Here is a 23020-nt window from a genome sequence, read left to right as displayed (position 1 = left end):
CACCCGGTCCCATTCCGAACCCGGTAGTTAAGCCCTTCTGCGCCGATGGTACTGCACTGGTTACGGTGTGGGAGAGTAGGTCGCCGCCGAACTTACGTACAGAAACCCTCGAGGGTCGAGCGCCGCAAGCGCTCCCCTCGGGGGTTTCTGTCATTCACCGCTCAGACCTGGCACCGCCTGCAGAGCCGCACGCACGTCCTTTCTCGCCGTGCCGAGTTTCGCGAGAACGCGGGCCACGTGCTTCTCGACCGTCCGCGGCGACAGGAACAGGGTGTGGGCGATGTCGGCGTTGGTGGCGCCGCGAGCGAGCAGCTGCGCGACCTCCTGCTCACGCGGCGACAGCTCGTTCCCGTAGCCGGTGCGTCCGCGACTCGACGGCTCGCCTGCCCCGAGCGAGCGCAGGTGGTGCTGGCACCGGGCGGCGTCGGCGGTGGCGCCGAGGTCGACGTAGGTGCGCAGGACCTCGGCGAGATGCCCGGCCGCGTCCGCGGCATCCGAGTGCGCCAGCACGGTCCCGTGGAGCTCTGCGGCCTTCGCGGCGTAATACGGCCTGCCGATGTCCTGCCACCGCCGGCAGGCGTCGGCGAAGTGCTCCGCGGCGGCGGCCGGTGCGGTTTCCCGCAGGAGCCGGCCTCTGGCGAGTGCGAGTTCGGCCGCGGCGGCCGGTGCGTCCCTCACGTCCTGGCCGGCATCGGCGACGAGCTGTTCGGCCACCTCTCGGTGTCCGCAGGCCAGAGCGGCCTCGACGGCGACCGGGAACAGGCCTGTCGCCCGCACCCAGGTGCCGCGTCGGCGCAACGCCGGCTCGGCGATCGCCCAGGCGGTCCGCGGTTCGCCCAGGGCCAGGTTCGCCGTGGTCAGCGCAGCCGCGGCGGCCGTGCTCACGATGGCCGAGCACATCTCGTCCCCGTGCGCGGCCGCCGCGGTGAAGTGTTCGAGGGCTCTGGAGATCCGGCCCTGCGCCAGCGCGAGATGTCCGAGGCACAGTGCGCGGTCGACGTCGGCCAGCCGCACGTCGGGATAGGCGAGGGCCAGCGCGGCGTACTGGGCTTCCAGCTCGGCCCACCGGCCGGCCAGCCAGTCGAAGTGCAGGAGTCCGATGCTGGTGAGGCACGTGAACGTGCGGTGGTTCGTGCGTTCGGCCAGCTCCTGGGTCTCGAGCAGATAGCGCCGGGCCCGCCGGTCGTGGCCGAGCAGGACGGCGGTCTCGCTGAGGTTGTACAGCGCGTAGCAGGTCTGACCCAGGACCGCGCGATCGGTGTGCCGGCGTGGCAGCGAGTCCGCCAGCGGCCAGACGGCGGGATCGTCCTCCCTCGCCATCAACATGAGCCGAGTCGACCGGACCGCCGTCCGGATCCCCTCGCTGGTGCTGTCCCGCACGGCCTGCTCGGCCCTGGCGAGCCACGTCCACGCGTGCGTGGCGGAGACGTCCTGGTCCCGCAGCGCCAAGGCGATCATCGCGCGCGCCGCCTTGTCCGGCAGGGTGGCGAGTTCCTCGACGGCACGTTCGAGCTCGTGGAACCCGGCCGTGTCACCGGCGAGGTTGAGCATGAGCAGCCCGAGTCCCAGCCGGATCTCGCCGCGGACGGCCTCCGGCAGCCGCAGGTCGGCGAGCACGGACCTGAGCATGCCGGAGGTTCTGGCGTAGTCCACGCCGGAGTTGGCGATTCTGGCGAGAGCCAGCGCGGCTCGGGAGCGTTGCTCGGTGGGAACCTCCTGCTGGTTCAGGATCTGGCGCAGCATCGTGGCGGCCGTGCCGGTGTCGCCCAGCTCCAGCGCTTGGTCGGCGGCCTGCTCCGTGCGCACGAGCCACTTCTCGTGGTCACCCGTTCCCAGGGTGTGGTGCGCGATCTGCACCAGTGGCGCGGGGGTCTGTGTCTCCAGGACGTCGATGGCGCGCAGGTGCAGGCGCACGCGGCGAGGTCCGGGGATGTGCCGATGGGCGACCTGCTGCGCCAGCACGTGCCGGAAGGTGTACCGGCCGATGCCGGTCTCCCGCAGCACCGCGGCCTCGATGGCGTCGATCAGGCCCTGCGCCCCTTCGTCGGGGGCGAGGCCGGCGACCTCGGTGAGCAACGCCTCGGAGGCGGGCACGGCGAGCACCGCCGCCGCGTCGACCACCGCCGCCCCGGCAGGCGACAACCTGATGAGCCGCTCGGTGACCGCCGCCCGCAACCCCTCCGGCACGTCGGCGTGCTCCAGTTCGCGCGGGTCCTGACGAGCGCGGTCGCGGAACGTCAGCAGGTCTTCCTCCACGACCAGCGGCAACCCCTCGCTGCGGCGGTGCAGGACCGCGCACAGCTCGGAAGTCACGCCGGCACCGAGCGCGACGCGGGCCAGCTTCGCGATGTCGCTCTCGCCCAGCGGCGCCAACCGGATCACGGTGGGACGGAGGCCGGCACCGAGCACGGAGGTGTCGTCCGGCAGGTCCTCCGCGCGGCTCGTGAGCACCAGGACGAGCTGTTCCGGCAGGTCGCGGGCGAGCAGCAGGAGCAGCTCGCGGGTGGCGTCGTCGACCCAGTGCACGTCCTCCACGACCACGACGAGCCGTCCGATCGCCGCGAGCACCGACCGGACGGCCCGGACCAGCTGATGGCGTGCGGCGGCCGGTCCGTCCGGCCTGGGCGGCACAGGTGGCAGCAGGTCCGTGAGGTCGGGCACCAGCGGGGCCAGCGCACCCGCGGTGGGAGCGAGCGAGGTGCCCGGCAGCCACGGCCGGACCTTGCCGAGCGCGTCGACGACCGGCCCGTACGGGAGGGGCTCGCGCAACGGGTGGCAGAAACCGGTCACCACCCGCCAGCCGTCCGACTTCAGCGTCGTCGCGGCCTCGTGCACCAGCCGGGACTTGCCCATGCCGGCGTCGCCCTCCACGACGACCACGGCCGGTGGCTGACGGATCGAGTCGAGCAATCGCTGCAGCTCGTGGCGTCGGCCGGCGAGCGGGAAACCCCGGCCGAATCCCACACGCTGGTCGACCACTCGGTGTCACCGTCCTCTGCGAGCCCAGCCGTGCCATCACGGTACTCACCCGGAGACGTTCTTCCTGGTGACGGCACGCGGCACGTCGCGGGCGGGTTCGGGCGATCGGGCCGGTATACCTTCTCTGCCATGCACAACGAGCAGCGCACCGCCCGCCGGTCCGCCGGCGTGGGCCGCACCGCCGACCTCGCCACGAACCCGTTCCGCGTCGACCGCGACCGGGTGGCCAGCTCGCCGTTCTTCGCGCGGCTGGGCGGTGTCACGCAGGTGGTCAGCTCCACCGGGTCCGGGCTGCTCGTGCACAACCGGCTCACCCACAGCCTCAAGGTCGCCCAGGCCGCCCGCGCCATCGCCGAACGGCTCGTCGGCCGGCCGGAGCTCACCGCGGTGCTGGAGAAGCTCGGTGGCTGCGACCCCGACGTGGTGGAGGCCGCGGCGCTCGCCCACGACCTGGGGCACCCGCCCTTCGGGCACCTCGGTGAGCAGGTGCTGGACCGGTTGGCGCGGCACCGGTTCGGGCTGCCGGACGGGTTCGAGGGCAACGCGCAGTCGTTCCGGATCGTCACCACGACGGACGTGCGCGGGCCCAAGGCGCTCGGGCTCGACCTGACCGTGGCGGTGCGGGCGGCGATGCTGAAGTACCCGTGGACCCGGCACCAGTCGCTGGGGCTGGAGGTGGCGCCACGTGGTGCGTCGGAGCCGGACGACCTGCCGGGCACCGGCAGCGCGAAGTTCTCGGCGTACGTCACGGAGACGAACGACCTGCAGCAGGCGCGCGAGCCGTTCGAGGGGCGCATCGAGGCGTGGCAGCAGACCGTCGAGGCGAGCGTCATGGACACCGCGGACGACATCGCCTACGCGATCCACGACCTGGAGGACTTCCACCGGGTCGGGGTGCTGCAGCACGCGACGGTCGCGGCGGAGCTCGGCACGTGGCAGGCGCAGGCGCTGGACCTGGCCGGGCTGAGCGACGCGGAGCTGAGTGCGGAGATCCGGATGCCGGGGCGGTCGCTGGAGACGCTGCGCCGGCGCCTGCACCTCAAGGACGCCTGGGTGATGAACGACGAGGCGTTCGCGCTGGCGGTGCGCAAGGTGAGCAAGGAGCTCGTGGACGGGTTGCTGGCGGTGCCATTCGACGGGTCGGTCGAGGCGGAGCAGGCCGTGGCCGGGTTCAGCGCGCGGTGGACTCGGCGGCTCGTGGACGCGGTCGGCGTGATCGAGGAGCCGACGCCGCGGTCCGGTCACGTGGTGCTGGCCGTGCAGCAGTGGCACGAGGTGCAGGTGCTGAAGTTCGTGCACCGGCGATTCGTGTTGCTGCGGCCGGATCTGGCGTTGCACCAACGGGGGCAGGCGCGGTTGCTCACGTCGCTGGTCGATGCGCTGGAGCAGTGGGTGACGGACCGCACGGAGGCGGATCGGTTGCCGCGCAGGCTGCACGACCTCGTCGAGCTGGCCGAAACGGAGTACGCGGCGCTCGCCCGGACGGAGCCGTCCACATTGGTCGGTCCCGCGGGCGAGCTGCCGATCGGGCCGGACGTCGTGCGGCGGCTGGCACGAGGACGGGCCGTGGTCGACTTCGTCGCGTCGCTCACCGACAACCAGGCGGCGGCGTTGCTGGAAGCCCTTTCCGGCCGGACGGGTCAGTTGTGGACTGACGCGTTTGTTCTGTGAAGTGTGATTGCGCCTGCTAAGTGGGAAGTAGCCCAAAAGGATGCTGACTGTGATCAGTCGGTCGCCATACGTTGGCGCCTCGGCCGGGATCATCCGGCCGCAGGCCGCGTGCCCGGATGGGGAGTCGAGTGTCGGGGCACGCCAACGTTCGGGGGAGAAGCCCTGTGCGCCGATCTCGAAGAGGCACGACGTTAGTCACCGCAGGTACCGCAGTTCTTCTGGCCGCACTCACCGCGGTCACGCCCGCGTCGGCCGATCCGACCAAGGCCGCCAAGACCATCACCGACCGCACCGCGGCCCAGATCGCCGCGCTGCAGAGCATCAAGAAGTCGCTCACCCCAGCTGAGTCCAAAGTGGACAGCACGCTCGTCGTGGAGGCGCGCAAGCGCGGCCAGATGGGCACGATGAGCGCCCTTCCCCAGGTGCAGACCGGCGTTGCCGTGACGCCGCAGTCCACCACGCTCGTGGACATCCGCGCCAAGCAGTACTCCGAGGACCTGGTCAACGCTGTCCGCGCGGTGGGCGGACAGATCCGGGCGGTGTCCTCCGAGAACCGCACCGTGCGCGCGGAGGTCCCGGTCGCGAAGATCTCCGAGATCGCCGGACGCTCCGACGTCGCCCGTGTCGAGCCGGGCAGCGACGCGATGACGCAGGACGTGAAGAACAAGCGGGACACCAAGAACCGCAAGGCCGCTCCGTCCAAAGAGGACAAGGCGCGCGAGATCGAGCGCAGGCTCTCCGAGAAGAAGCTGTCGGTCCAGGACGCCAAGATCAGCGAGGGCGACAAGGCCCACAGCGCCGAGGCCGCGCGTGGATCGTTCCACGTGACCGGTGTCGGCGTGAAGCTCTGTGCGCTGTCGGACGGAATCAACTCCGTGGCCGTGTCGCAGGCTTCCGGTGAGCTGCCCGCCGTCGACGTGGTGCCCGGTCAGGCCGGCGACGGCGACGAGGGCACGGCGATGCTGGAGATCCTGCACGACCTCGCGCCCAACGCCGAGCTCGGGTTCGCCACGGCCTTCAACGGCGACGCGAGCTTCGCGGACAACATCAAGAAGCTGCGCTTCCAGCTCGGCTGCGACGTCATCGTCGACGACGTCATCTACTTCAACGAGTCGCCGTTCCAGGACGGCATCATCGCGCGTGCCGTGGACGCGGTCGCCGCGGACGGCGCCGTCTACTTCTCCAGCGCCGGCAACCAGGGCAACGTCGCCGACGGCACCTCCGGCCACTACGAGGGGCAGTTCGTCGACTCGGGCGTGGGCGTCGGCAAGTTCGCCGGTTCCGCGCACGACTTCGACCCGAACCCGAACGCCAAGCAGCTGTTCGACCCGCTGTCGAACTACTCGGGCGACACCCCGGTGACGCTGCACTGGGCCGACCCGCTCGGCCAGTCGGTCAACGACTACGACCTGTACCTGGTCAACGCCCAAGGCAACGTTGTCGCCTTCAGCCAGAACAACCAGGACGGCGCGCAGGACCCGTTCGAGCGCATCACCACGCCCGCGAGCTCGACGGGCACGCGTCTCGCGGTCGTGAAGTTCCGCGGTGAGGACAAGTACTTCTCGCTGTCGCTGTTCGGCGGCCGGTTCGCCGACTCCAGCGACGGTCTCAAGAAGTTCGTCACGCCCGGCATGACCGTCGGCCACTCGGCCGCCAAGGGAGCGATCTCGGTCGCGGCGGCCCCGGCCGCGCAGGCGCTGCCGTTCGACCTGCAGCCAGGTGACCCGGCGAACCCGAAGGGCCCGTTCCCGAACGCCTACGACAGCACGCAGAAGCCGGAGCGCTTCACCTCCGACGGCCCGCGCAAGCTGTTCTTCGCGCCGGACGGCACGCCGCTGGCCGAGACCCGGCAGAAGCCGGACATCACCGCGGCCGACGGCGTGACCACGTCGGTGCCGGGCTTCTCGCCGTTCTTCGGCACGTCGGCCGCGGCCCCGAACGCCGCCGCCATCGCCGGTCTGATCCTGTCCGGCAACCCGACGCTGAAGCCCGCCGAGGTCAAGGAAGCCCTTGTCTCGACGGCGATCGACATCGTCGAGTCCGGTGTGGACAACCGCACCGGTGCCGGCATCGTCATGGCGGACAGGGCGTTGGCCTACACGGGCGCGTCCCCGCAGGCACTGGCCCGCGCGCAGAAGCCGACGATCGTGAACGACGCCGACGGCAGCCAGTACCTCAAGCCGGGCACCACCGCCACGGTGACGGTGCCGGTGACGAACGGCGGAGACGGTACCGCCGCTTCGACGTCCGTCGTGCTGTCGTCGTCGACGGCGGGTGTGACCGTCGCGCCGCGGTCGAAGTACTACGGCAACATCGATCCCGGCCAGACGGTGTCCAACACCTACAAGGTGACCGTGCCGGCGTCGGCCGCCCTGGGCTCGGCGATCAAGCTCGACGCACGGGTGACGTTCTCCGGGGCGACCTCTCCGACGTCGGCCTCGTTCACGTTGCGCGTGGGCGAGCCGGCGCGCGACTTCAAGACGTTCGCCTACACCGGTGCGCCGGTGGCCATCCCGGACAACGACCAGACGGGCGTGTCGATCTCGCTGCCCGTCACCGGTGTCGGTGGCGCGTCGAACCTGAAGTTCTCGGTGGACGGAGCGACCTGCTCCACCGTCGAGGGCGCCACGACCGTGGGCATCGACCACACGTTCGTCGGGGACCTGGTCGGCACGCTGACCTCGCCGGCGGGCAAGACGGTGACGTTGTTCTCGCGGTCCGGCGGGACCGGCAACAACATCTGCCAGGCCGTGTTCGACGACTCGGCCACCCGGTCGTTCTCGTCCGTGTTGAGCACGGACGCGCCGTTCACGGGGGCTTGGAAGCCTGCTTCCGGGACGTTGTCCTCGTTGCTGGCGGATCCGGCGGACGGGACCTGGGTGTTCAAGGTCGCTGACGTCGTGTCGTCCGACAAGGGATCGATCCGGAACGTGACGCTGCACGTGGCCGGTTGGGTCTGAGTTCGACTGGGCGGGCTCCGGCACCTTCTTGGGTGCCGGAGCCTGTTTTCGCTGGATTCGTCAGCTGATCGCCACGTGGAAAAGGGCGCCTCCCATTGGGAAGCGCCCTTTTCGCGGAACTGCGTCTAGCGGTTCGGCCATTCCCAGCGGATGCCGAACACACCCGGACCGAAGCCCAGGGCCACGGCGTGCACGCCGCCCCCCGAGTCCAGGGTCAGGTTGCGCCGTCGCGACGGGGTCTCGTCGCCCGCGGGCACGCTGTACTGCTGCACGCGGGACGGGAGGTTGGCCTCGTCGAAGCGGACCTCGATCACGTACTCGCGGACCGGCAGCCGGAACTTGCGCGCGAACGTGTTGTTGCCCTTGGGGGCGTGGCCCTCCGGGAACACCAGCTGGTATTCCATGATGAGGGTCTCGCCTCGGGTCAACGGGCGTTCGAACATCATCTCCGCGACCATGATGTTGGCTTCGTGGTCGCGGGCGATGCGGCCCAGGTGGCAGTTGCGCACGTTCACGATCTCGGGGAGGACGTCGCTCTCCTCGGTCTCGAACACGAGCGCCCAGCGGTCCGGGCCGTCCTGCTCCGCGCGGAGGATCTGGCGCACCCACACGGATTTCTGCCCGCCGTCGGCAGAGATCTCGATGCGGTCGTGCTGACTGATCCTGCCGAGCTTCAGGTCCGACGACGTGTCGACCTTCGAGAGCAGGTTCGCGACCCGCTCACGACGCGCCCAGAGGGCGTCGATCGGCATCATCGTGGTCGGGCGGCAACGGCGGCCTCGCGGACGAGGTGGGCCGAGCAGCGCCGACAGACCCGACGCAGGCACGCCCAGGACCGACTCGAGGTGCCGCAGCGCCTCCAGTGATTCAGGGCGTTCAGGCCTTCGCCGTCCTGACTGCCAGTAGCTGAGCGTCGCGACGCTGATGGTCACGCCGCGCAGTGCCAACCGGTGCTGGATGCGGTCGAGGCTGAGACGGCTCGCCTTGATCGCGGCCCTCAACGCCTCCGGGAACGGTCCCGTGGTCAAGAGCTGCGTAAGGCTGCCGTGGCCCGTTGAGTCAGTGTCGTCAACGGTCAGTGTTGGTCGACCGGCAGCAGTGGTCATGGTGACTCCCCGCTGTCATAAGATCACGCCCCAGTGACCCTACCCGTCCGTGAACATCGCTGGTCGAGACCGGATGGAGTCAATGGTTAATCCATACGGTTGACGAGTTCACGCTTTCGAGACTCATCTGTCAAGCGTTTCGAACCGATCAGTAACATAGACGTGCAGTTCACGCCTCGTATCGAGATGGCTCTAGTGTGTGCACGGTGAACGACCTCGACGTGCTGACGTCGGTGGCCGGCGCGGTGCTCGGACCCGGTTCGCACGCGGTGGTCGACCTGCTCGACGTGGTTCCCGGCGTCCAGGTGGACGCGGTGCGGGCCACGGACGACCTGCTGCCGCGGCTCGCGCACGAGGAGTCCCTCGAGAACATCCTCACACTCGCCCACGCGTCACTGCGGCCCGGCGGGGTGTTGGTGGCGGCCGTTCCCGAGCTCGACCGGCTCGGCGCGCTGCGGCCCACCGCCCCTCCGCCGAGGGTGCACGGCGACCGGGTCACGGTGCAGCTCTGGGACTGGGCTCCTGACGGCCTGTCGTACGGCCTGGAGGTCGTAACGCTCCTCCGGGGTACCTCGGGGTGGGAAATCGCCGGAACGGCCTCCACGCGCCACAGGGTCCTCTCCGCGGCCGAGATCCAGCAGGCGCTCGGCGTCGCCGGGTTCATGAGCGTCCAACGACTCGCGCCGGGGGAGAGCGGCTACCGCGTGCCCGTGTGGGTGGCGGTCGCGTGAGCCGGGTGCGGCCGGTTCCGGGTGGACGGGCCGTCGAGGTCGAGCCCGAGCGGATCGCGGGGTGGATCGGCAGGTTCGCCGACCGGCACGGCGCCGTCGAGACCCGCGTCGAACCCGGTGCGGTCACCATCACGGCGGCGGACGGCGCCACGGCCTCGTTCGCCACGCGCGGTGGCGCGTCGATGGAAGAAGTGATCGAAGGTCTGACGACCCCGCGGCGCATCGGCCTGATCCTCGTGCGGCTCGGCGGGCACAGCGTCGGCGTGGCGTTCGGCGGCAAGGTCGAGGTGTCCGCCACCGACCGCAAGCAGGTGCACGGGCGCATCCGGGCGGGCGGCTGGTCGCAGCAGCGGTTCGCCCGGCGCCGTGAGGGGCAGGCCCGCGTCGCGCTGCAGGCCGCCGCGGACGACGTGGCCCGGGTGATCGTGCCGAGACTTGCCCAGCTGGACGGCGTCGTGCTCGGCGGCGACTGGCAGGCGCTGGACGTCCTGCGCAACGACCGCAGGCTCACGGACGTCTTCAGCAAGGCCGAGGACCGGGTGCTGGACGTCCCCGAACCGCGGCGCGCGGTCCTCGACGAGGCCGCGGAACGGGCCAGATGCGTCGAGATCGTGATCCAGGACACAGGGGCAACCGGACTTGAGGCCGACCGCATGGATACGGGTGAGGGTGCCTGACCGAGGCACCACCGAACCTGCTGGAGTCGCAAGTGCGCAAACGAATGGTGATCGTGGCGGGAGCCGTGGCCCTCGGGACCATCGGCATCGCGGTGCCCGCGCTGGCGCTGAGCGGCGGCGGCAACCCCACCCCGCCCACGACCTCGGCTCCGCAACCGCCGGCGACCACGGTGACGACGTCGCCAGGAGCACCGTCGACGACGGTGGCCACCTCGCCGGGCGTGCCGTCGACGACCACGGTCACGACGTCGCCGGGAGCGCCGTCGACGACGACGGTGACCACGTCGCCGGGGGCGCCGTCGCCGACGACGTCGATCCTGCCGACGCCGCTGCCGACCCAGTCGCCGACGACCTGGACCCCGCCGGTGCAGACGAGCCCGCCGCTGCCCACGACGCCGCCGATCCCGACGACGCCCGCGCGGTAGGGAGTCACCGCTGAACTGGGAGGCCGAGTTCACCGACTGCTTCGACCGGTGCGCCGACTCGATGCGCTTCACCGCGTTCTTGTTGTGCGGCAACTGGCACGAGGCGGAAGACGTGATGCAGTCGGCGTTCTTGAAGCTGTACCTGGCCGGGCCGAAGCTCAGCGACCGGTCGGGACTCGAACCGTACCTGCGTCAGATCGTCGTGCGGACGTTCCTCGCCGAACGCCGGAAAGTGCGCTGGCGCAGGGAGAAGCTGACTGACACACCCCCAGAGGGCCTGTCCTCCGTCGCAGCGGCGGAGGACAGGCTCGTGGTGTGGCAGGCGCTCACCGCCGTGCCCGCACGGCAGCGCGCTGTCCTCGTGCTGCGCTTTTGGCACGATCTCAGCGTCGAGGAGACGGCCGCCGCGCTGAACTGCTCGACCGGCACGGTCAAGTCGCAGAGCAGCAAGGGCCTGGAGACGTTGCGGCGCAAGCTGGGGCCGGAGTTCGATCATCTGAGGCTGGAGGTGTGATGGTTCGCGAAGACGACCTGCGGGCGACTTTCTCCGCTTTGCACGCGGAGGAGGCGCCGGCGCGTGCCGTCACGGCCGCCGACCTGATCCAGCGCGGCCGGGCCGTGCGGACCCGGCGGCGCACCATCGCCGTCGTCGGCACCGGGCTCGCGACCGTGGGCGTCGTGGCCGTGGCACTGGCGGTGCTGCCGGGCGCGAAGCCGCCGGAACCGCTGATGCCGGGCCCCTCCACGACGACCACGACGGTCCCGGCGCCGCAGTCGAGCCCGGCCGTGCCGCCCACGGCACCGCAGACCACGGCCACGTCGCCGGGCTCGGTCCAGCCGCCGGCGCGGTCGACGACGTCACCCGGTTCGCCGCCGACACCGGGCACACCGGAGACCTCCATCAACCCCACCTCGACGACGACCAGCACGGAGTCGGTGCTGCCGACGTCGAGGTGAGGCCGTTCAGCTCCGGCTGGACGCGACCGTGAAGTGCCGGTCCGCGCCCGGTTCGGTGAGCTCGTCGACGACGGCCGCGGCGAGGTCCTCGGCCGAGATCGAGGAAGGTCCGGTGAGCAGCACGTCCGTGCCACGCCGGTAGGTGCCGGTGCGCTCGCCGGGTTCGAGCAGCGCGGGCGGGCTGAGGTAGACCCAGTCCGCCGGGTGCGCCCGGCACACCTCCAGCTGCCGCACGCTCGCCGCCGCGATGGGACGGATGTGCGCCGGCACGTAGCGGTCGTCGTCGAGCACGAGGCCGCCGTTCGGTGATCGCAGCGGTGCGGCACCGCCCACGACGAGGATTCTGGTCCGCGTGGCGTGCGCGGCGTCGAGCAACGCCCGCGTGGCGGGTTCGGCGGTGTGCTCCTCGCCGGGGCGTGGCCGGGTCGCGGCCACGACACCGTCCACTCCGGACAGCAGGTGGTCCATCAGCTCCCGGTCGGTCGCGTCACCGCGCACCCCTTGCCGTCCTTCGGGAACCTCGCCGCGGAACACCGCCGTCACGTCGTGCCCGCGGCGCAGGGCCTCGGTCACCACTCGCGACCCGACCATGCCGGCGGCACCGATCACCGCGATCTTCACCGCAGAACTCCCCTGGTGAGCACGGGTGCCGGCCGCTGGCTCGCGACGATCGCGGCGAGAGCGAGGGCGAAACCGGTGAGCTGGACGGGATCGAGCGTCTGGCCGAGCACCACCACGCCGAGCAGTGCGGCGACCATCGGCGAGAGCAGGCCGAGCATCGAGACCGACGTGACCGGCAGTGTCGTGATCGCGCGGAACCACAGGACGTAGGCGAGCAGACCGCCGACGCCGCCGAGCCACAGGTAGCCGATCAGGGCGCCGCCGCCGATCGCGGGCGGTGCTCCCTCGAACAGGAACGTCACCGGCACCAGGAACAGCCCACCCGCGGTCAGCTGCCAGCCCGCGAACGCCATCGGGCTCACGCCGGACGGGCGGCCCCACTTCTTCGTCAGCGTCACGCCGAGCGCCATGGTCGCGGCGCCGCCCAGCCCGGCCAGCACGCCGATCAGATCGAACCCGGCGGCCGGGCCCAGCACCACCAGCCCGACGCCGACCATGCCGAGCACGCCCCACGCGAACCGCCACGCGGACGGGCTTTCCTTGAGCACGCCCACGGCCAGCAGCGCCACCACGAGCGGTTGCGCGGCGCCGAGGGTCGCCGCGACGCCACCCGGCAGGCGTTCGGCGGCGATGAACAGGAACGGGAAGAACAGGCCGATGTTGAGCACACCGAGCGTGGCGGCCCGCCGCCACCAGGAACCGTGCGGCAGCGTCCTGGTCAGCGCCAGGGCGACCAGCCCGGCGGGCAGGGCGCGCATCAGTCCGGCGAACAGCGGGTGCCCGGCGGGCAGCAGCTCGGTGGTGACGACGTAGGTCGAGCCCCAGACCACCGGCGCGAACGCGGCGAGCGCGAGGCGAAGTCGGTTTCTCACGTCGTCCAGTCTTGGACGGCGCGATCAATGAGTCCAACACATGCTTTTCATGTGATCTATCGTGATTCGCGATGGAACTTCAACAGATGCGGTACGTGGTGGCGGTCGCCGAGACCGGCAGTTTCACGCAGGCGGCCAGGCGGTGCCTCGTCGTGCAGTCGGCCCTGAGCCACCAGATCGCCCGTCTCGAACGCGAACTGGGCGCGCGGCTGTTCGACCGCACCAGCCGCAGCGTCCGGCTGACCCCGGCGGGCGCGGCGTTCCTGCCGTCCGCCCGGCAGTGCCTCGACTTCGCGGAACGGGCGGCGGCCGAGGTCGCGGCGGCCGTGGGGGAGGTGCGCGGCCGGGTCGTGATCGGGGTGATTCCCACCGTCGCCGCCGTGGACCTGCCGGCCGCGCTGAAGGTGTTCCGCGAGAGGTATCCGCAGGTGCGGGTCGCGTTGCGGATGGCGCCCAGCCACGAGCTCGTCACGCAGATCCGCGGCGGTGTCCTCGACCTCGCGTTCCTCGGCCTGCCGCCCGGCGTGAAACCGGAGGGCGTGCGCGGGCACGAACTGGCGCGCGACGAGCACGTCGCCGTGGTCGCGCCCGCGCATCCCCTTGCGCGGCAAGCGGAAACGGATCTCGAGACGCTCGCGGGGGAGCTGTTCGTCGACTTCCCCTCCGGCTCGCCCGGACGCACCCAGGCCGACCAGGCGTTCGCCGCGGCCGGGGTGCACCGGGAGGTCGCGTTCGAGGTGACGACGGCCGAGCTGATGGCGGGGCTCATCCGGGAACGGCTCGGCGTCGCCGTGCTGCCCTCGCGGTACACGCCGCAGCTCAACGGGGTGGTGACCCTGCCGATCACGAACGGGCCGTCCCGGGTGGAGCACCTGGTGTGGAGCACGGCCGGTCTGACACCGGCCGCCGCGGCGTTCCTCGACGTGCTCGGGGTGCCCCAGCAGTAGCGCTCAGAGCCCGGAACCGCCGGTCGCGTCGATCACCCGGCCGGTCACCCAGCGGGCGTCGTCGGAGGCGAGGAACGCCACGACGCCCGCCACGTCCTCCGGCTGCCCGACCCTGCCCAGCGCGGCCACGGCCGCCGCCCGGGCCTGCGCCTCCGGATTTCCGCGCAACCACCCCGCGTTGACGTCCGTGTCGACGATGCCGGGAGCCACCGAGTTCACGGTGATGCCTCGCGGCCCCAGTTCCTTGGCGAGGTTGAGGGTGAACGTGTCGAGCGCGCCCTTGGTGGCGCCGTAAGCGATGATCTCCGGCATGGCGAGGCGGGCCGCGCCGCTGGAGATGTTGATGATCCGCCCGCCGTCGCGCAGCCGCTTCAACCCTTGCTGCACGATGAAGAACGGCGCGCGCACGTTCACCGCGAAGACCTCGTCGAAGTCGTCCTCGGTCAGCGAGTCCAGTGCGGAGCTGCGGCCGATGCCGGCGTTGTTGACGATGATGTCGACGCCTTCGCCGGGCGCGTGGGCGTCGAAGACGGCCCACAGCGCGGCCGCGTCACCGTGCCGTCCCAGTTCCGCGCGCAGGGCGAAGGCCAGGCCGCCGTCCTCGCGGATGCGCCTGACGACCTCGTCCGCCGCCGTCTCGTCGCGGGCGTAGGCGACGGCGACGGTCGCGCCGTCCCGGCCGAGACGGCGCGCGATGGCACTGCCGATGCCGCGGCTGCCGCCGGTGACCAGGGCGATCTTTCCTTCGAGCGTGCGTGTGCCCATGTCTCCTCGATTTGTTGGTCGGACACTCAACAAATAAGCTAGCACGGGTTCTTGAGCGAACGCTCTAAAATTGGTGACGTGACTGACACGCGCGCCAAGCGGGGGCGGCCGAGGACGTTCGACCGCGCCGCCGCACTGACCGCGGCCACCCGGCTGTTCTGGGAACGCGGCTACGAAGCCACGTCGGTCGGCGAGCTGACCGAGGCGATGGGCATCAGGCCCGGCAGCCTGTACGCGGCCTTCGGGGACAAGAAGTCCCTGTTCAAGGAAGTGGTGGACACCTACGGGCGCTCACCCGTGGGCGCCTTCGTCGGCGTTGCCCTGGAGGAGGAACCCACGGCCTTCGCCGCGTTCGCCCGCATCCTGCGCGAAGCGGCGGTCATCTATCCCGACCCCGCCCACCCGGCCGGGTGCCTGACGATCAGCGCGGCCACCAACGTCGCCGCGCAGGACGCCGACATGGAGGCGTTCCTGCGCGATCTGCGCAACGGCAACCTGGCCGTCTTCGAAGCCCGCCTGCGGACGGCACAGCGGGCCGGGGAGCTGCCGGAGGCGGCCAGTCCTCGTGCACTGGCCGCCTACTTCGGCGCGGTCATCCAGGGCATGTCGCAACGCGCCCGGGACGGGGCCACCGCGGCCGAGCTCAGCGAGACCGCCGAACTCGCACTGGCCGCGTGGCCCGCGTGATCGTCAGCCCGCGGTGCCGGTCGCGAGCAGGCCGCCGTCGACGCGCACGGTCTCGCCCGTGATCCACGAAGCGCTGTCCGAGCAGAGGAACGCCACGAGCGCGGCGACGTCCTCCGGCGTGCCGAGGCGCTTCATCGGGTACTGCTGCGCGGCTTCGTCTTCGCGGCCGACGTAGAGCGCCTCGGCGAACTTCGTCTTCACCACGGCGGGCGCGACGGCGTTCACGCGCACCTTCGGGCCGAGCTGCCACGCCAGTTCCTCGGTGAGGCGGATCAGAGCCGCCTTGGACGCCCCGTACGCGCCGATCACGCCGGTGGACCGGATGCCGCCGATCGACGCGACGTTCACCACCGCGCCGCCGTGCTCGCCCATCCACGCCTTCCACGCGAGCTGCGTGAAACCGAGCGCTGCCACCACGTTCACGTCGAAGATCTTCCGCACGGCGTCGAGGTCGGCGTCCATCAGGAACCCGAACTGCGGGTTGATGCCGGTGTTGTTCACGAGCACGTCGAGGCTGCCGAACTCCTCCACCGTGCGCGCCACGACCTCCTGGCGCGACGCGTCGTCGCCCGCGTTGCCCTGGATCGTGAGCACCTTGCCGCCGAGTTGTGCGGCGGCCTCGGCGAGCTGGTCGGCCTTGCGGCCGGTGATCGTGACCGAGGCGCCGCGGGAGAGCAGCTCGCGCGCGATGCCCAGGCCGATACCGCGGGACGCGCCGGTGACCAGCGCCGTCTTGCCGGTGAAGTCTTCGTTCATGGCCGGCAATCTATGCGTCTGGCCACAGGTGGGAAATTCGGTGGTCGTGAGGCCGTAGACTGAACGCGTGATCCTCCTGGAGTAGGCCGAGTACGCGCCGCCCTTTGCCGTACCCGAAACCATCTGCTCGGAGTTTCTCTTGATCACCGCAACCGACATGGAGTTGCGCGCGGGCTCACGCATTCTCGTGAGCGGCGCCAACCTGCGCGTTCAGCCCGGCGACCGCATCGGCCTCGTGGGCCGCAACGGTGCCGGCAAGACCACCTCGCTGCGCGTCCTCGCGGGCGAAGGCCAGCCCTACGGCGGTGCCGTCACGCGCAAGGGCGAGCTCGGCTACCTGCCGCAGGACCCGCGTGAGGGCGACCTGTCCGTCATCGCCAAGGATCGCGTGCTGTCCGCGCGCGGCCTCGACCAGCTGCTGCGCGACATGGAGAAGGCGCAGTCGAAGATGGCCGAGCTGGTCGACCCGGACGAGCTCGAAACCGCCGTCACCAAGTACGGCAAGCTCGAAGAGCGTTTCGCGGCACTGGGTGGTTATGCCGCCGAGTCCGAGGCCGCCCGCATCTGCTCGAACCTCGGCCTGCCGGACCGCGTCCTCGAGCAGCAGCTCAAGACGCTCTCCGGTGGTCAGCGCCGTCGCGTGGAGCTGGCGCGCATCCTGTTCGCCGCGTCCGAGGCTGGCATCGGTGCGAAGTCGAGCACGGTCCTGCTGATCGACGAGCCGACCAACCACCTCGACGCCGACTCCATCATGTGGCTGCGAGGGTTCCTCAAGTCCCACGACGGCGGGCTCGTCGTGATCTCGCACGACGTGGAGCTGCTCGACGACGTCGTGAACAAGGTGTGGTTCCTCGACGCCACGCGCGGCGAGGTCGACATCTACAACCTCGGCTGGAAGAAGTACCTCGAAGCCCGTGCGACGGACGAGAAGCGCCGTCGTCGTGAGCGTGCGAACGCCGAGAAGAAGGCCGGCGCGCTGATGACGCAGGCCGCCAAGATGGGCGCGAAGGCCACGAAGGCCGTTGCGGCGCAGAACATGGCGAAGCGCGCGCAGAAGCTGCTCGACGGCCTGGACGAGGTGCGCCAGAGCGACAAGGTAGCGAAGATCAGCTTCCCGGCGCCCGCCCCGTGCGGCAAAACCCCTTTGACCGCAGAGGGACTGAGCAAGTCCTACGGTTCGCTGGAGATCTTCACCGGCGTGGACCTGGCCATCGACAAGGGTTCCCGGGTCGTCGTGCTCGGCCTCAACGGTGCCGGCAAGACGACGCTGCTGAAGTTGCTGGGCGGGTCCGAGAAGGCCGACGCGGGTTCGGTCGTGCCCGGCCACGGGCTGAAGATCGGCTACTTCGCGCAGGAGCACGAGACGCTCGACCACGGCGCCTCGGTGTGGGAGAACATCCGGCACATGGCGCCGGACGAGCAGGAGCAGCGGCTGCGGTCGTTGCTCGGCACGTTCCTGTTCTCCGGTGAGCAGCTCGACCAGCCCGCGGGCACGTTGTCCGGTGGCGAGAAGACGCGGCTGGCGCTCGCCGGTCTGGTGTCGTCGGCCGCGAACGTGCTGCTGCTGGACGAGCCGACCAACAACCTCGACCCGGCCTCGCGCGAGCAGGTGCTCGACGCGTTGCGGCGCTACGAGGGCGCGGTCGTGCTCGTGACGCACGACCCCGGTGCGGTCGAGGCGCTGGAGCCGGAACGCGTGATCCTGTTGCCCGACGGCACGGAGGATCACTGGTCCTCCGATTACCTCGAACTCGTGCAGTTGGCGTGATCTCCACCCGTCAAAGGACTACCGAGCGCACCCTGTGATCAACTGAGTGTGATCGAATCGACCGTTCGGCGATCTCTTTGCTTGATCACCTGGCGTTCTGCCGGTTCCTGTTCGATCATTGCGACGACAGGGGCCGTCGAACGGCCCGACCTGCTCGTACGGAAGGCGGGACAAGGTGGCTGACCTGAAGAAGGGTGCCCGGATCACCGGCGCCACGCGGGACAAGCTGGCCGCTGACCTGAAGAAGAAGTACGAAAAGGGCGCGAGCATCCGGGCTTTGGCCGAAAGCACCGGGCGTTCCTACGGCTTCGTGCACCGGGTTCTGTCGGAATCCGGCGTCACGCTGCGCGGTCGCGGTGGCGCCACCCGGACGAAGAAGAAGTAACCACAACTCAGACTGCTACTCTCCGGTAACTAGCTTCTAGTCCGCCGGAGGTAATGACCATGCCAGTGCCCGCCATCGACGCTGGCGTGCTCGAGCGCGGTGGCGTTCGGCTCGCACTCTCCGGGCCGCTCGCGACCATCACGCTCGATCGTCCCGACGTGCTCAACGCACAGACGCCCGCCACCTGGCAGGCGTTGCGGCACATCGGCGAACAGCTGGACCCGGACGTCCGCGTCGTGGTCGTCCGGGGTTCCGGTCGCGCCTTCTCGGCCGGCCTGGACCGGCGCATGTTCACCGGTGAACCCGTCGACGGCGAACCCGGTGGTCTCGGGGCGATGTTGTCGCTGCCCGCTGCGGAGGCGGACGCGAAGATCGCCTCGTACCAGGCCGCGTTCACGTGGTTGAGCGACCCGGCACGGGTGACGATCGCCGCGGTGCAGGGGCATGCCATCGGCGCGGGTTTCCAGCTGGCGCTGGCGTGCGACTTCCGCGTGCTCACCGAGGACGCGCAGTTCTGCATGGCCGAGACCGGGCTGGGCTTGGTGCCCGATCTCGGCGGAACGCTGCCCCTGGTGCGTCTCGTGGGGTACTCGCGCGCGGCCGAGCTGTGCGTGACCTCCCGCCGGGTTCCGGCTGCGGAGGCGGTGCGGATCGGCCTCGCGAACTCCGTCGTGCCCGCCTCCGGTCTGGACAAGGCGGTCGAGGACCTGGTCGCCGCCGTGCTGAAGCCGTTGCCGGGTGCGGTGACCGAGACGCTGGCCCTGATCGCCTCCGCGGCGACCGGCCCGTCCCTCGACGAGCAGCTGGCGCTGGAGCGCGCCGCCCAGCTGCGCCGGCTGTCGTCGCTCGCCGCCGCGATGTCCGCCCAGGGCTGAATCCTCCCAGGTCACGGAATTGTCAGACCCGTGTGCTGTTCTATAGGGCGTGGACGGTTACAGCTCCTGGCGATTCATGATGGGGGTGACCTCGGACGCGCCTGCCAAGGTGCGCCGGGGAACCTTCCGTCGCGTGCTGGCCTTCGCCCGGCCGCATCGGGCGAAGCTCGTGTTCTTCCTGTTGCTGACGGTCATCTCGTCGGTTCTCGCGGTGACGACCCCGCTGCTGGCCGGCCGGGTGGTCGACGCGATCGTCCGCGGCTCCGCGCCGTCGGTCGTGGTGTGGCTGGCGGTGGTCATCGCGGTGGTCGCGGTGGTGGACGCCGGCCTCGGCGTGGTCGAGCGGTGGCAGTCGGCCCGCATCGGTGAGGGGCTGATCTACGACCTGCGCCGCGCCGTGTTCGGGCACGTGCAGAAGATGCCCGTCGCGTTCTTCACCCGCACCCGCACCGGTGCGCTGGTGTCGCGCCTGAACAACGACGTGATCGGTGCCCAGCGCGCGTTCACCTCGACGCTGTCGGGCTTCGTCACGAACGTCATCCAGCTCGCGTTGTCGCTCGGCGTGATGTTCACGTTGTCGTGGCAGGTCACCGCTTTGGCGTTGGTGCTGCTGCCGGTCTTCGTGCTGCCCGCCAAGCGGATGGGGCGGCGGATGGCCGACATGCAGCGCGAGGCCTCGGCCCTGAACGCCTCGATGGTCACGCAGTCGACGGAGCGCTTCTCCGCGCCCGGCGCGACTCTGGTGAAGCTGTTCGGCCGTCCCGACCGCGAGGAGGTCGAGTTCTCCGACAAGGCGGCGAAGGTCCGCGACATCGGCATCCGGACCGCCATGGCCACCCGGTGGTTCATGACCGGGCTGACGCTGGTGTCGGCGCTGGCTCAGGCACTGGTCTACGGGCTGGGCGGCTACCTGGCGCTGACCGGGCACCTGGCCGCGGGCACCGTGGTCTCGCTGGCGTTGCTGCTGACTCGGCTGTACGCGCCGCTGACCGCTCTGGCCAACGCTCGCGTCGACGTCATGACGGCGTTGGTGTCGTTCGAGCGGGTGTTCGAGGTTCTGGACCTCGAACCGATGATCCAGGAGCGACCCGGCGCTCGCGCCGTGCCTGCCGGGCCTGTCTCGGTCGAGTTCGACGACGTGCGGTTCGCCTACCCGGCCGCGGACAAGGTGTCGCTGGCCTCGCTGGAGTCGGTGGCCACTTTGGACACCCGTGGCGGTGAGGAAGTGTTGCACGGCATCAGCTTCAAGGCCGAGGCCGGTCAGCTGGTGGCGCTGGTCGGGTCGTCGGGGGCCGGGAAGTCGACGCTGGCCTCGCTGGTGCCCCGGCTGTACGACGTGGACTCCGGGTCCGTGCGACTGTCCGATGTGGACGTTCGCGATCTGACGTTCGAGTCGTTGCGTTCCACGGTCGGGGTGGTGACGCAGGACGGGCACCTGTTCCACGACACGATTCGGGCGAACCTGGAGTACGCGGCGCCAGGGGCTTCCGACGACGAGCTGTGGGACTCGTTGCGGCGGGCCCGGTTGCTGGAGCTGGTCGCGTCGTTGCCGGATCAGTTGGACACGGTCGTTGGTGAGCGCGGGTATCGGTTGTCGGGTGGGGAGCGGCAGCGGTTGACGATCGCCCGGTTGCTGCTGGCCCGGCCGCGGGTGGTGATCTTGGACGAGGCGACCGCGCATCTGGACTCGGAGTCGGAGGCTGCGGTGCAGGAGGCGTTGACCGAGGCGTTGGAGGGGCGGACTTCGCTGGTGATCGCGCACCGGTTGTCGACCATTCGGGCTGCTGATCAGATTCTGGTGTTGGAGCACGGGGAGGTTGTTGAGCGGGGGACGCATGGTGAGCTGATGGCTGCTGATGGGCGGTATGCCGATCTTTACAACACCCAGTTCGCTGAGCCCGTTGAGGTTGGGCCTGGGTACTGAGCTGTTGGTGGGTGCGTTGACACCGGACGTTCCTGTTTGGAGATTTCGGGGCTCCGCCCCGGACCCCGCCAATCTGATCAAGGATCGGCCAGCGCCGCACGCGGGTTGATGGCACGCCGGTTGCATTGGGCGGCCGCCGGTTCCGTAGTTGGGTTGCCGTGTGGGGTGGTCCCGTCACGAGTCGCGCCAGGCGCGGCAAGAGCTGTGGCACGACTCGTGACGGGACCACCCCACCGGGTCCTTGTGGAAAGACGGGCTCGGCTTCGCCTTCGCGGGTGGTCAGGCCTCGCCTCTTTCTATCCCCTCAGGAAGGCTGCGGTTGTGGTCAGTGCGCTTTGGGATGAGCCTGCGTTTTCCACGAAGACTGCGAACGCCACGTTGCCCTGGTAGCCGACGAACCAGCCGTGTGCGGTACCGCCGCCCGCTTCTGCGGTGCCGGTTTTGCCTGCCAGATTCGGGATTCCCGCCAGTTGCTTGGCGGTGCCGGTGGTGACCACTTCGCGCATCATGTTGCGGAGTGGCTGCAGGACTGCTGCCGGTGGTGGGGCGGCCACGTCGTTCGGGACTGAGGGCTTGCCGCGCATGAGGGTTGGGGTCGGGGTTCTGCCTGAGGCCGCGGTGGCGGCTACCAGGGCCATGCCGAAGGGGCTGGCTACGACGTTGCCTTGGCCGAAGCTGTTTTCGACCTGTTGGTCGCCGGTGGCGGGCGGGACTTTGCCGGTGTTCGTGTCGGCGCCCTGGATGGTCCAGTCGGCGCCGAGGCCGAAGCGCTTGGCCATGTCCGGGAGGGCGTTCGGAGGGAGTTTGGAGCCCAGCTCGCCGAAGGTCGTGTTGCACGAGTAGGCGAACGCGCTGTGGAACGGGATGGAGTCGTAGCCGAAGCCGGCGTTCTTGATGGTGCGGGTGCCGATGGTGGCGGTGGCCGGGCAGCCGACTGCGGTGTTGGGCTGGGCCAGACCCGCGTTCAGGACGGCGGCGCCGGTCACGATCTTCATCGTTGAGCCCGGGGCGTAGCGGCCGATGAACGGGTTGGTGTTCGAGAGCGATTTGTTCTGGGCCACGGCCAGGATTTCGGTGGTGCTCGCGTCGATGGCCACGATGGCGGCGCCCTGTGGGAGGGCGTCCACTGCGGCTTGGGCGGCTGCTTGGCGGGCCGGGTCGATGGTGACGGTGATCTTTTCACCGGACTGCGGCTTTTTGCCGTCCAGGGCGGTGAAGGTGGTGCCTGCGGTGATACCGACTTCCCAGCCGTCGGTGCCCTTCAGGTCGCCTGCTTGGCTTGTGATCGCCTTGTAGAGGCCGTCCGGCAGGGTGCTTTGGACCAGGGGCTTGCCGTCGCGGCCCAGCAGGGCGCCGTCGGCCAGGGCCGTGCGGTAGGTGAGGGAGGCGCCCTCGGTCAGCTGCGGGTGGATGATCGTCGGGGTCCAGTGGACCAGCCAGCGGTTGCCGGACTTCTGCATCGGGATCTTGATGTCGTACTTCAGGAAGCTGGAGCTCGGCATCGTCCACGTCACGGAGGCGGCGATCTCCGCGGTGGTGGCGTCGGGCGGTGGCGGTGTGGCCTCTGCCAGGCGGGCTTGGTAGGCGGAGGTGCCCATGCCCGTCTTGGTCGCCCTGATCGCCGTGGTGGCGGCGTCTGACGCGTCGGTCATGTTGGCCGCCATGGTGGCGTCCGAGCTGAACAGTGCGTTCACGAATGTCTGGGCCACGTCGGCCGGGCGTTGTTCAGCGGGGCGTTCGGCCTGGCCGCTGGGTTTTGGCGCGTTCGTTTCCGAGATGACCGGGTCCGGGCTCCAGAGCAGGACGCCCGCCACGCCGATGATGGCGGCTGTGGCGGTGGCGCCGCTGATCAGGATCCATCTACGGGTTTTCTGCTCCACAGGTGAAGTCCCCCCAGGTAAGTGCTTTCCCCGG

General features: G+C 70.2%; 20 protein-coding genes and 1 rRNA gene. 14 read left to right on the top strand and 7 right to left on the bottom strand.

What is annotated here, in order from left to right:
• Positions 1 to 92: ribosomal RNA gene (gene rrf / locus ACWEIJ_RS40210) — 5S ribosomal RNA — on the top strand; the annotation flags it as partial.
• 58 nt (positions 93 to 150) lie between these two features.
• On the opposite strand, the gene ACWEIJ_RS40205 is transcribed toward rrf, so the two are convergent.
• Complete coding sequence (locus ACWEIJ_RS40205) at positions 151 to 2979, bottom strand: ATP-binding protein (protein ID WP_449842531.1); 2829 nt, start codon at positions 2977 to 2979, stop codon at positions 151 to 153.
• Between the two features lie 129 nt (positions 2980 to 3108).
• Here ACWEIJ_RS40205 and ACWEIJ_RS40200 point away from each other — a divergent pair, with 129 nt between their 5' ends.
• Both ACWEIJ_RS40200 and ACWEIJ_RS40195 read left to right on the top strand, forming a co-directional pair.
• Positions 3109 to 4650 (top strand): deoxyguanosinetriphosphate triphosphohydrolase family protein, encoded by a 1542-nt coding sequence (locus ACWEIJ_RS40200; protein WP_449842530.1) that lies wholly within the window; start codon positions 3109 to 3111, stop codon positions 4648 to 4650.
• 116 nt (positions 4651 to 4766) lie between these two features.
• Positions 4767 to 7610: a S8 family serine peptidase gene (locus tag ACWEIJ_RS40195; RefSeq protein WP_449842529.1), complete on the top strand. Its 2844-nt coding sequence runs from the start codon at positions 4767 to 4769 to the stop codon at positions 7608 to 7610.
• A gap of 125 nt (positions 7611 to 7735) precedes the next feature.
• On the opposite strand, the gene ACWEIJ_RS40190 is transcribed toward ACWEIJ_RS40195, so the two are convergent.
• Positions 7736 to 8638: a hypothetical protein gene (locus ACWEIJ_RS40190; RefSeq protein ID WP_449842528.1), complete on the bottom strand. Its 903-nt coding sequence runs from the start codon at positions 8636 to 8638 to the stop codon at positions 7736 to 7738.
• Positions 8639 to 8922: 284 nt separating this feature from the next.
• Between ACWEIJ_RS40190 and ACWEIJ_RS40185 the strand changes: the two genes are divergently transcribed.
• From ACWEIJ_RS40185 to ACWEIJ_RS40165, 5 genes are read left to right on the top strand one after another with little or no spacing between them, the layout of a single operon-like run.
• Positions 8923 to 9447 (top strand): hypothetical protein, encoded by a 525-nt coding sequence (locus tag ACWEIJ_RS40185; RefSeq protein WP_449842527.1) that lies wholly within the window; start codon positions 8923 to 8925, stop codon positions 9445 to 9447.
• The gene (locus tag ACWEIJ_RS40180) at positions 9444 to 10124 is read left to right on the top strand and encodes an acVLRF1 family peptidyl-tRNA hydrolase (protein ID WP_449842526.1); all 681 of its coding nucleotides are present in this window, start codon (positions 9444 to 9446) and stop codon (positions 10122 to 10124) included. Before ACWEIJ_RS40185 ends, ACWEIJ_RS40180 begins: the two co-directional genes overlap by 4 nt.
• Positions 10125 to 10156: 32 nt before the next feature.
• Complete coding sequence (locus ACWEIJ_RS40175) at positions 10157 to 10549, top strand: hypothetical protein (RefSeq protein ID WP_449842525.1); 393 nt, start codon at positions 10157 to 10159, stop codon at positions 10547 to 10549.
• A 10-nt stretch (positions 10550 to 10559) separates the two neighbouring features.
• Positions 10560 to 11063, top strand: a complete 504-nt coding sequence (locus ACWEIJ_RS40170) for a SigE family RNA polymerase sigma factor (protein WP_449842535.1) — start codon at positions 10560 to 10562, stop codon at positions 11061 to 11063.
• The gene (locus tag ACWEIJ_RS40165) at positions 11063 to 11506 is read left to right on the top strand and encodes a hypothetical protein (protein ID WP_449842524.1); all 444 of its coding nucleotides are present in this window, start codon (positions 11063 to 11065) and stop codon (positions 11504 to 11506) included. The genes ACWEIJ_RS40170 and ACWEIJ_RS40165 overlap by 1 nt, the downstream gene beginning before the upstream one ends.
• Positions 11507 to 11512: 6 nt before the next feature.
• Here the strand turns inward: ACWEIJ_RS40165 and ACWEIJ_RS40160 are convergent, their stop codons facing one another.
• Both ACWEIJ_RS40160 and ACWEIJ_RS40155 read right to left on the bottom strand, forming a co-directional pair.
• The gene (locus ACWEIJ_RS40160) at positions 11513 to 12127 is read right to left on the bottom strand and encodes an NAD(P)-dependent oxidoreductase (protein WP_449842523.1); all 615 of its coding nucleotides are present in this window, start codon (positions 12125 to 12127) and stop codon (positions 11513 to 11515) included.
• Entirely contained in the window at positions 12124 to 12999 is an 876-nt protein-coding gene (locus ACWEIJ_RS40155) for an EamA family transporter (RefSeq protein WP_449842522.1), read from the bottom strand. The genes ACWEIJ_RS40160 and ACWEIJ_RS40155 overlap by 4 nt, the downstream gene beginning before the upstream one ends.
• A 71-nt stretch (positions 13000 to 13070) precedes the next feature.
• Here ACWEIJ_RS40155 and ACWEIJ_RS40150 point away from each other — a divergent pair, with 71 nt between their 5' ends.
• Complete coding sequence (locus ACWEIJ_RS40150) at positions 13071 to 13946, top strand: LysR family transcriptional regulator (protein WP_449842521.1); 876 nt, start codon at positions 13071 to 13073, stop codon at positions 13944 to 13946.
• Between the two features lie 3 nt (positions 13947 to 13949).
• On the opposite strand, the gene ACWEIJ_RS40145 is transcribed toward ACWEIJ_RS40150, so the two are convergent.
• Positions 13950 to 14711 carry an SDR family oxidoreductase gene (locus tag ACWEIJ_RS40145; protein ID WP_449842520.1) on the bottom strand — a complete coding sequence of 254 codons (762 nt, stop codon included), beginning with the start codon at positions 14709 to 14711 and terminating at the stop codon, positions 13950 to 13952.
• 78 nt (positions 14712 to 14789) lie between these two features.
• Between ACWEIJ_RS40145 and ACWEIJ_RS40140 the strand changes: the two genes are divergently transcribed.
• Positions 14790 to 15398 carry a TetR/AcrR family transcriptional regulator gene (locus ACWEIJ_RS40140; protein ID WP_449842519.1) on the top strand — a complete coding sequence of 203 codons (609 nt, stop codon included), beginning with the start codon at positions 14790 to 14792 and terminating at the stop codon, positions 15396 to 15398.
• Between the two features lie 3 nt (positions 15399 to 15401).
• Here the strand turns inward: ACWEIJ_RS40140 and ACWEIJ_RS40135 are convergent, their stop codons facing one another.
• On the bottom strand, positions 15402 to 16154 hold the full coding sequence (locus ACWEIJ_RS40135) for an SDR family oxidoreductase (RefSeq protein ID WP_449842518.1): 753 nt from the start codon (positions 16152 to 16154) through the stop codon (positions 15402 to 15404).
• Positions 16155 to 16293: 139 nt separating this feature from the next.
• Here ACWEIJ_RS40135 and ACWEIJ_RS40130 point away from each other — a divergent pair, with 139 nt between their 5' ends.
• The 4 genes from ACWEIJ_RS40130 (at position 16294) to ACWEIJ_RS40115 (ending at position 21106) form a co-directional block, all read left to right on the top strand.
• A complete protein-coding gene (locus ACWEIJ_RS40130) occupies positions 16294 to 17922 on the top strand; it encodes an ABC-F family ATP-binding cassette domain-containing protein (RefSeq protein WP_449842517.1) in 1629 nt (542 codons plus the stop codon).
• Between the two features lie 175 nt (positions 17923 to 18097).
• The gene (locus ACWEIJ_RS40125; protein WP_030473247.1) at positions 18098 to 18307 is read left to right on the top strand and encodes a helix-turn-helix domain-containing protein; all 210 of its coding nucleotides are present in this window, start codon (positions 18098 to 18100) and stop codon (positions 18305 to 18307) included.
• Between the two features lie 59 nt (positions 18308 to 18366).
• Positions 18367 to 19182 (top strand): enoyl-CoA hydratase/isomerase family protein, encoded by an 816-nt coding sequence (locus tag ACWEIJ_RS40120; protein ID WP_449842516.1) that lies wholly within the window; start codon positions 18367 to 18369, stop codon positions 19180 to 19182.
• 76 nt (positions 19183 to 19258) lie between these two features.
• On the top strand, positions 19259 to 21106 hold the full coding sequence (locus tag ACWEIJ_RS40115) for an ABC transporter ATP-binding protein (RefSeq protein WP_449842534.1): 1848 nt from the start codon (positions 19259 to 19261) through the stop codon (positions 21104 to 21106).
• 296 nt (positions 21107 to 21402) lie between these two features.
• Here the strand turns inward: ACWEIJ_RS40115 and ACWEIJ_RS40110 are convergent, their stop codons facing one another.
• Positions 21403 to 22986 (bottom strand): penicillin-binding transpeptidase domain-containing protein, encoded by a 1584-nt coding sequence (locus ACWEIJ_RS40110; protein WP_449842515.1) that lies wholly within the window; start codon positions 22984 to 22986, stop codon positions 21403 to 21405.
• Between the last annotated feature and the right edge of the window lie 34 nt (positions 22987 to 23020).

The sequence above is a fragment of the Lentzea sp. NPDC004789 genome (assembly GCF_053601075.1).
Note: the sequence above shows the minus strand (reverse complement) of the source record. Positions and strands in the feature narration are given on the sequence as shown.

What these genes read in the sequence shown, in the direction of transcription:
- ACWEIJ_RS40135 (WP_449842518.1), bottom strand. Translation starts at nt 16,154, where the DNA reads ATGAACGAAGACTTCACCGGCAAGACGGCGCTGGTCACCGGCGCGTCC.
- ACWEIJ_RS40150 (WP_449842521.1), top strand. Translation starts at nt 13,071, where the DNA reads ATGGAACTTCAACAGATGCGGTACGTGGTGGCGGTCGCCGAGACCGGC.
- ACWEIJ_RS40195 (WP_449842529.1), top strand. Translation starts at nt 4,767, where the DNA reads ATGGGGAGTCGAGTGTCGGGGCACGCCAACGTTCGGGGGAGAAGCCCT.
- ACWEIJ_RS40120 (WP_449842516.1), top strand. Translation starts at nt 18,367, where the DNA reads ATGCCAGTGCCCGCCATCGACGCTGGCGTGCTCGAGCGCGGTGGCGTT.
- ACWEIJ_RS40165 (WP_449842524.1), top strand. Translation starts at nt 11,063, where the DNA reads ATGGTTCGCGAAGACGACCTGCGGGCGACTTTCTCCGCTTTGCACGCG.
- ACWEIJ_RS40115 (WP_449842534.1), top strand. Translation starts at nt 19,259, where the DNA reads ATGATGGGGGTGACCTCGGACGCGCCTGCCAAGGTGCGCCGGGGAACC.
- ACWEIJ_RS40200 (WP_449842530.1), top strand. Translation starts at nt 3,109, where the DNA reads ATGCACAACGAGCAGCGCACCGCCCGCCGGTCCGCCGGCGTGGGCCGC.
- ACWEIJ_RS40145 (WP_449842520.1), bottom strand. Translation starts at nt 14,711, where the DNA reads ATGGGCACACGCACGCTCGAAGGAAAGATCGCCCTGGTCACCGGCGGC.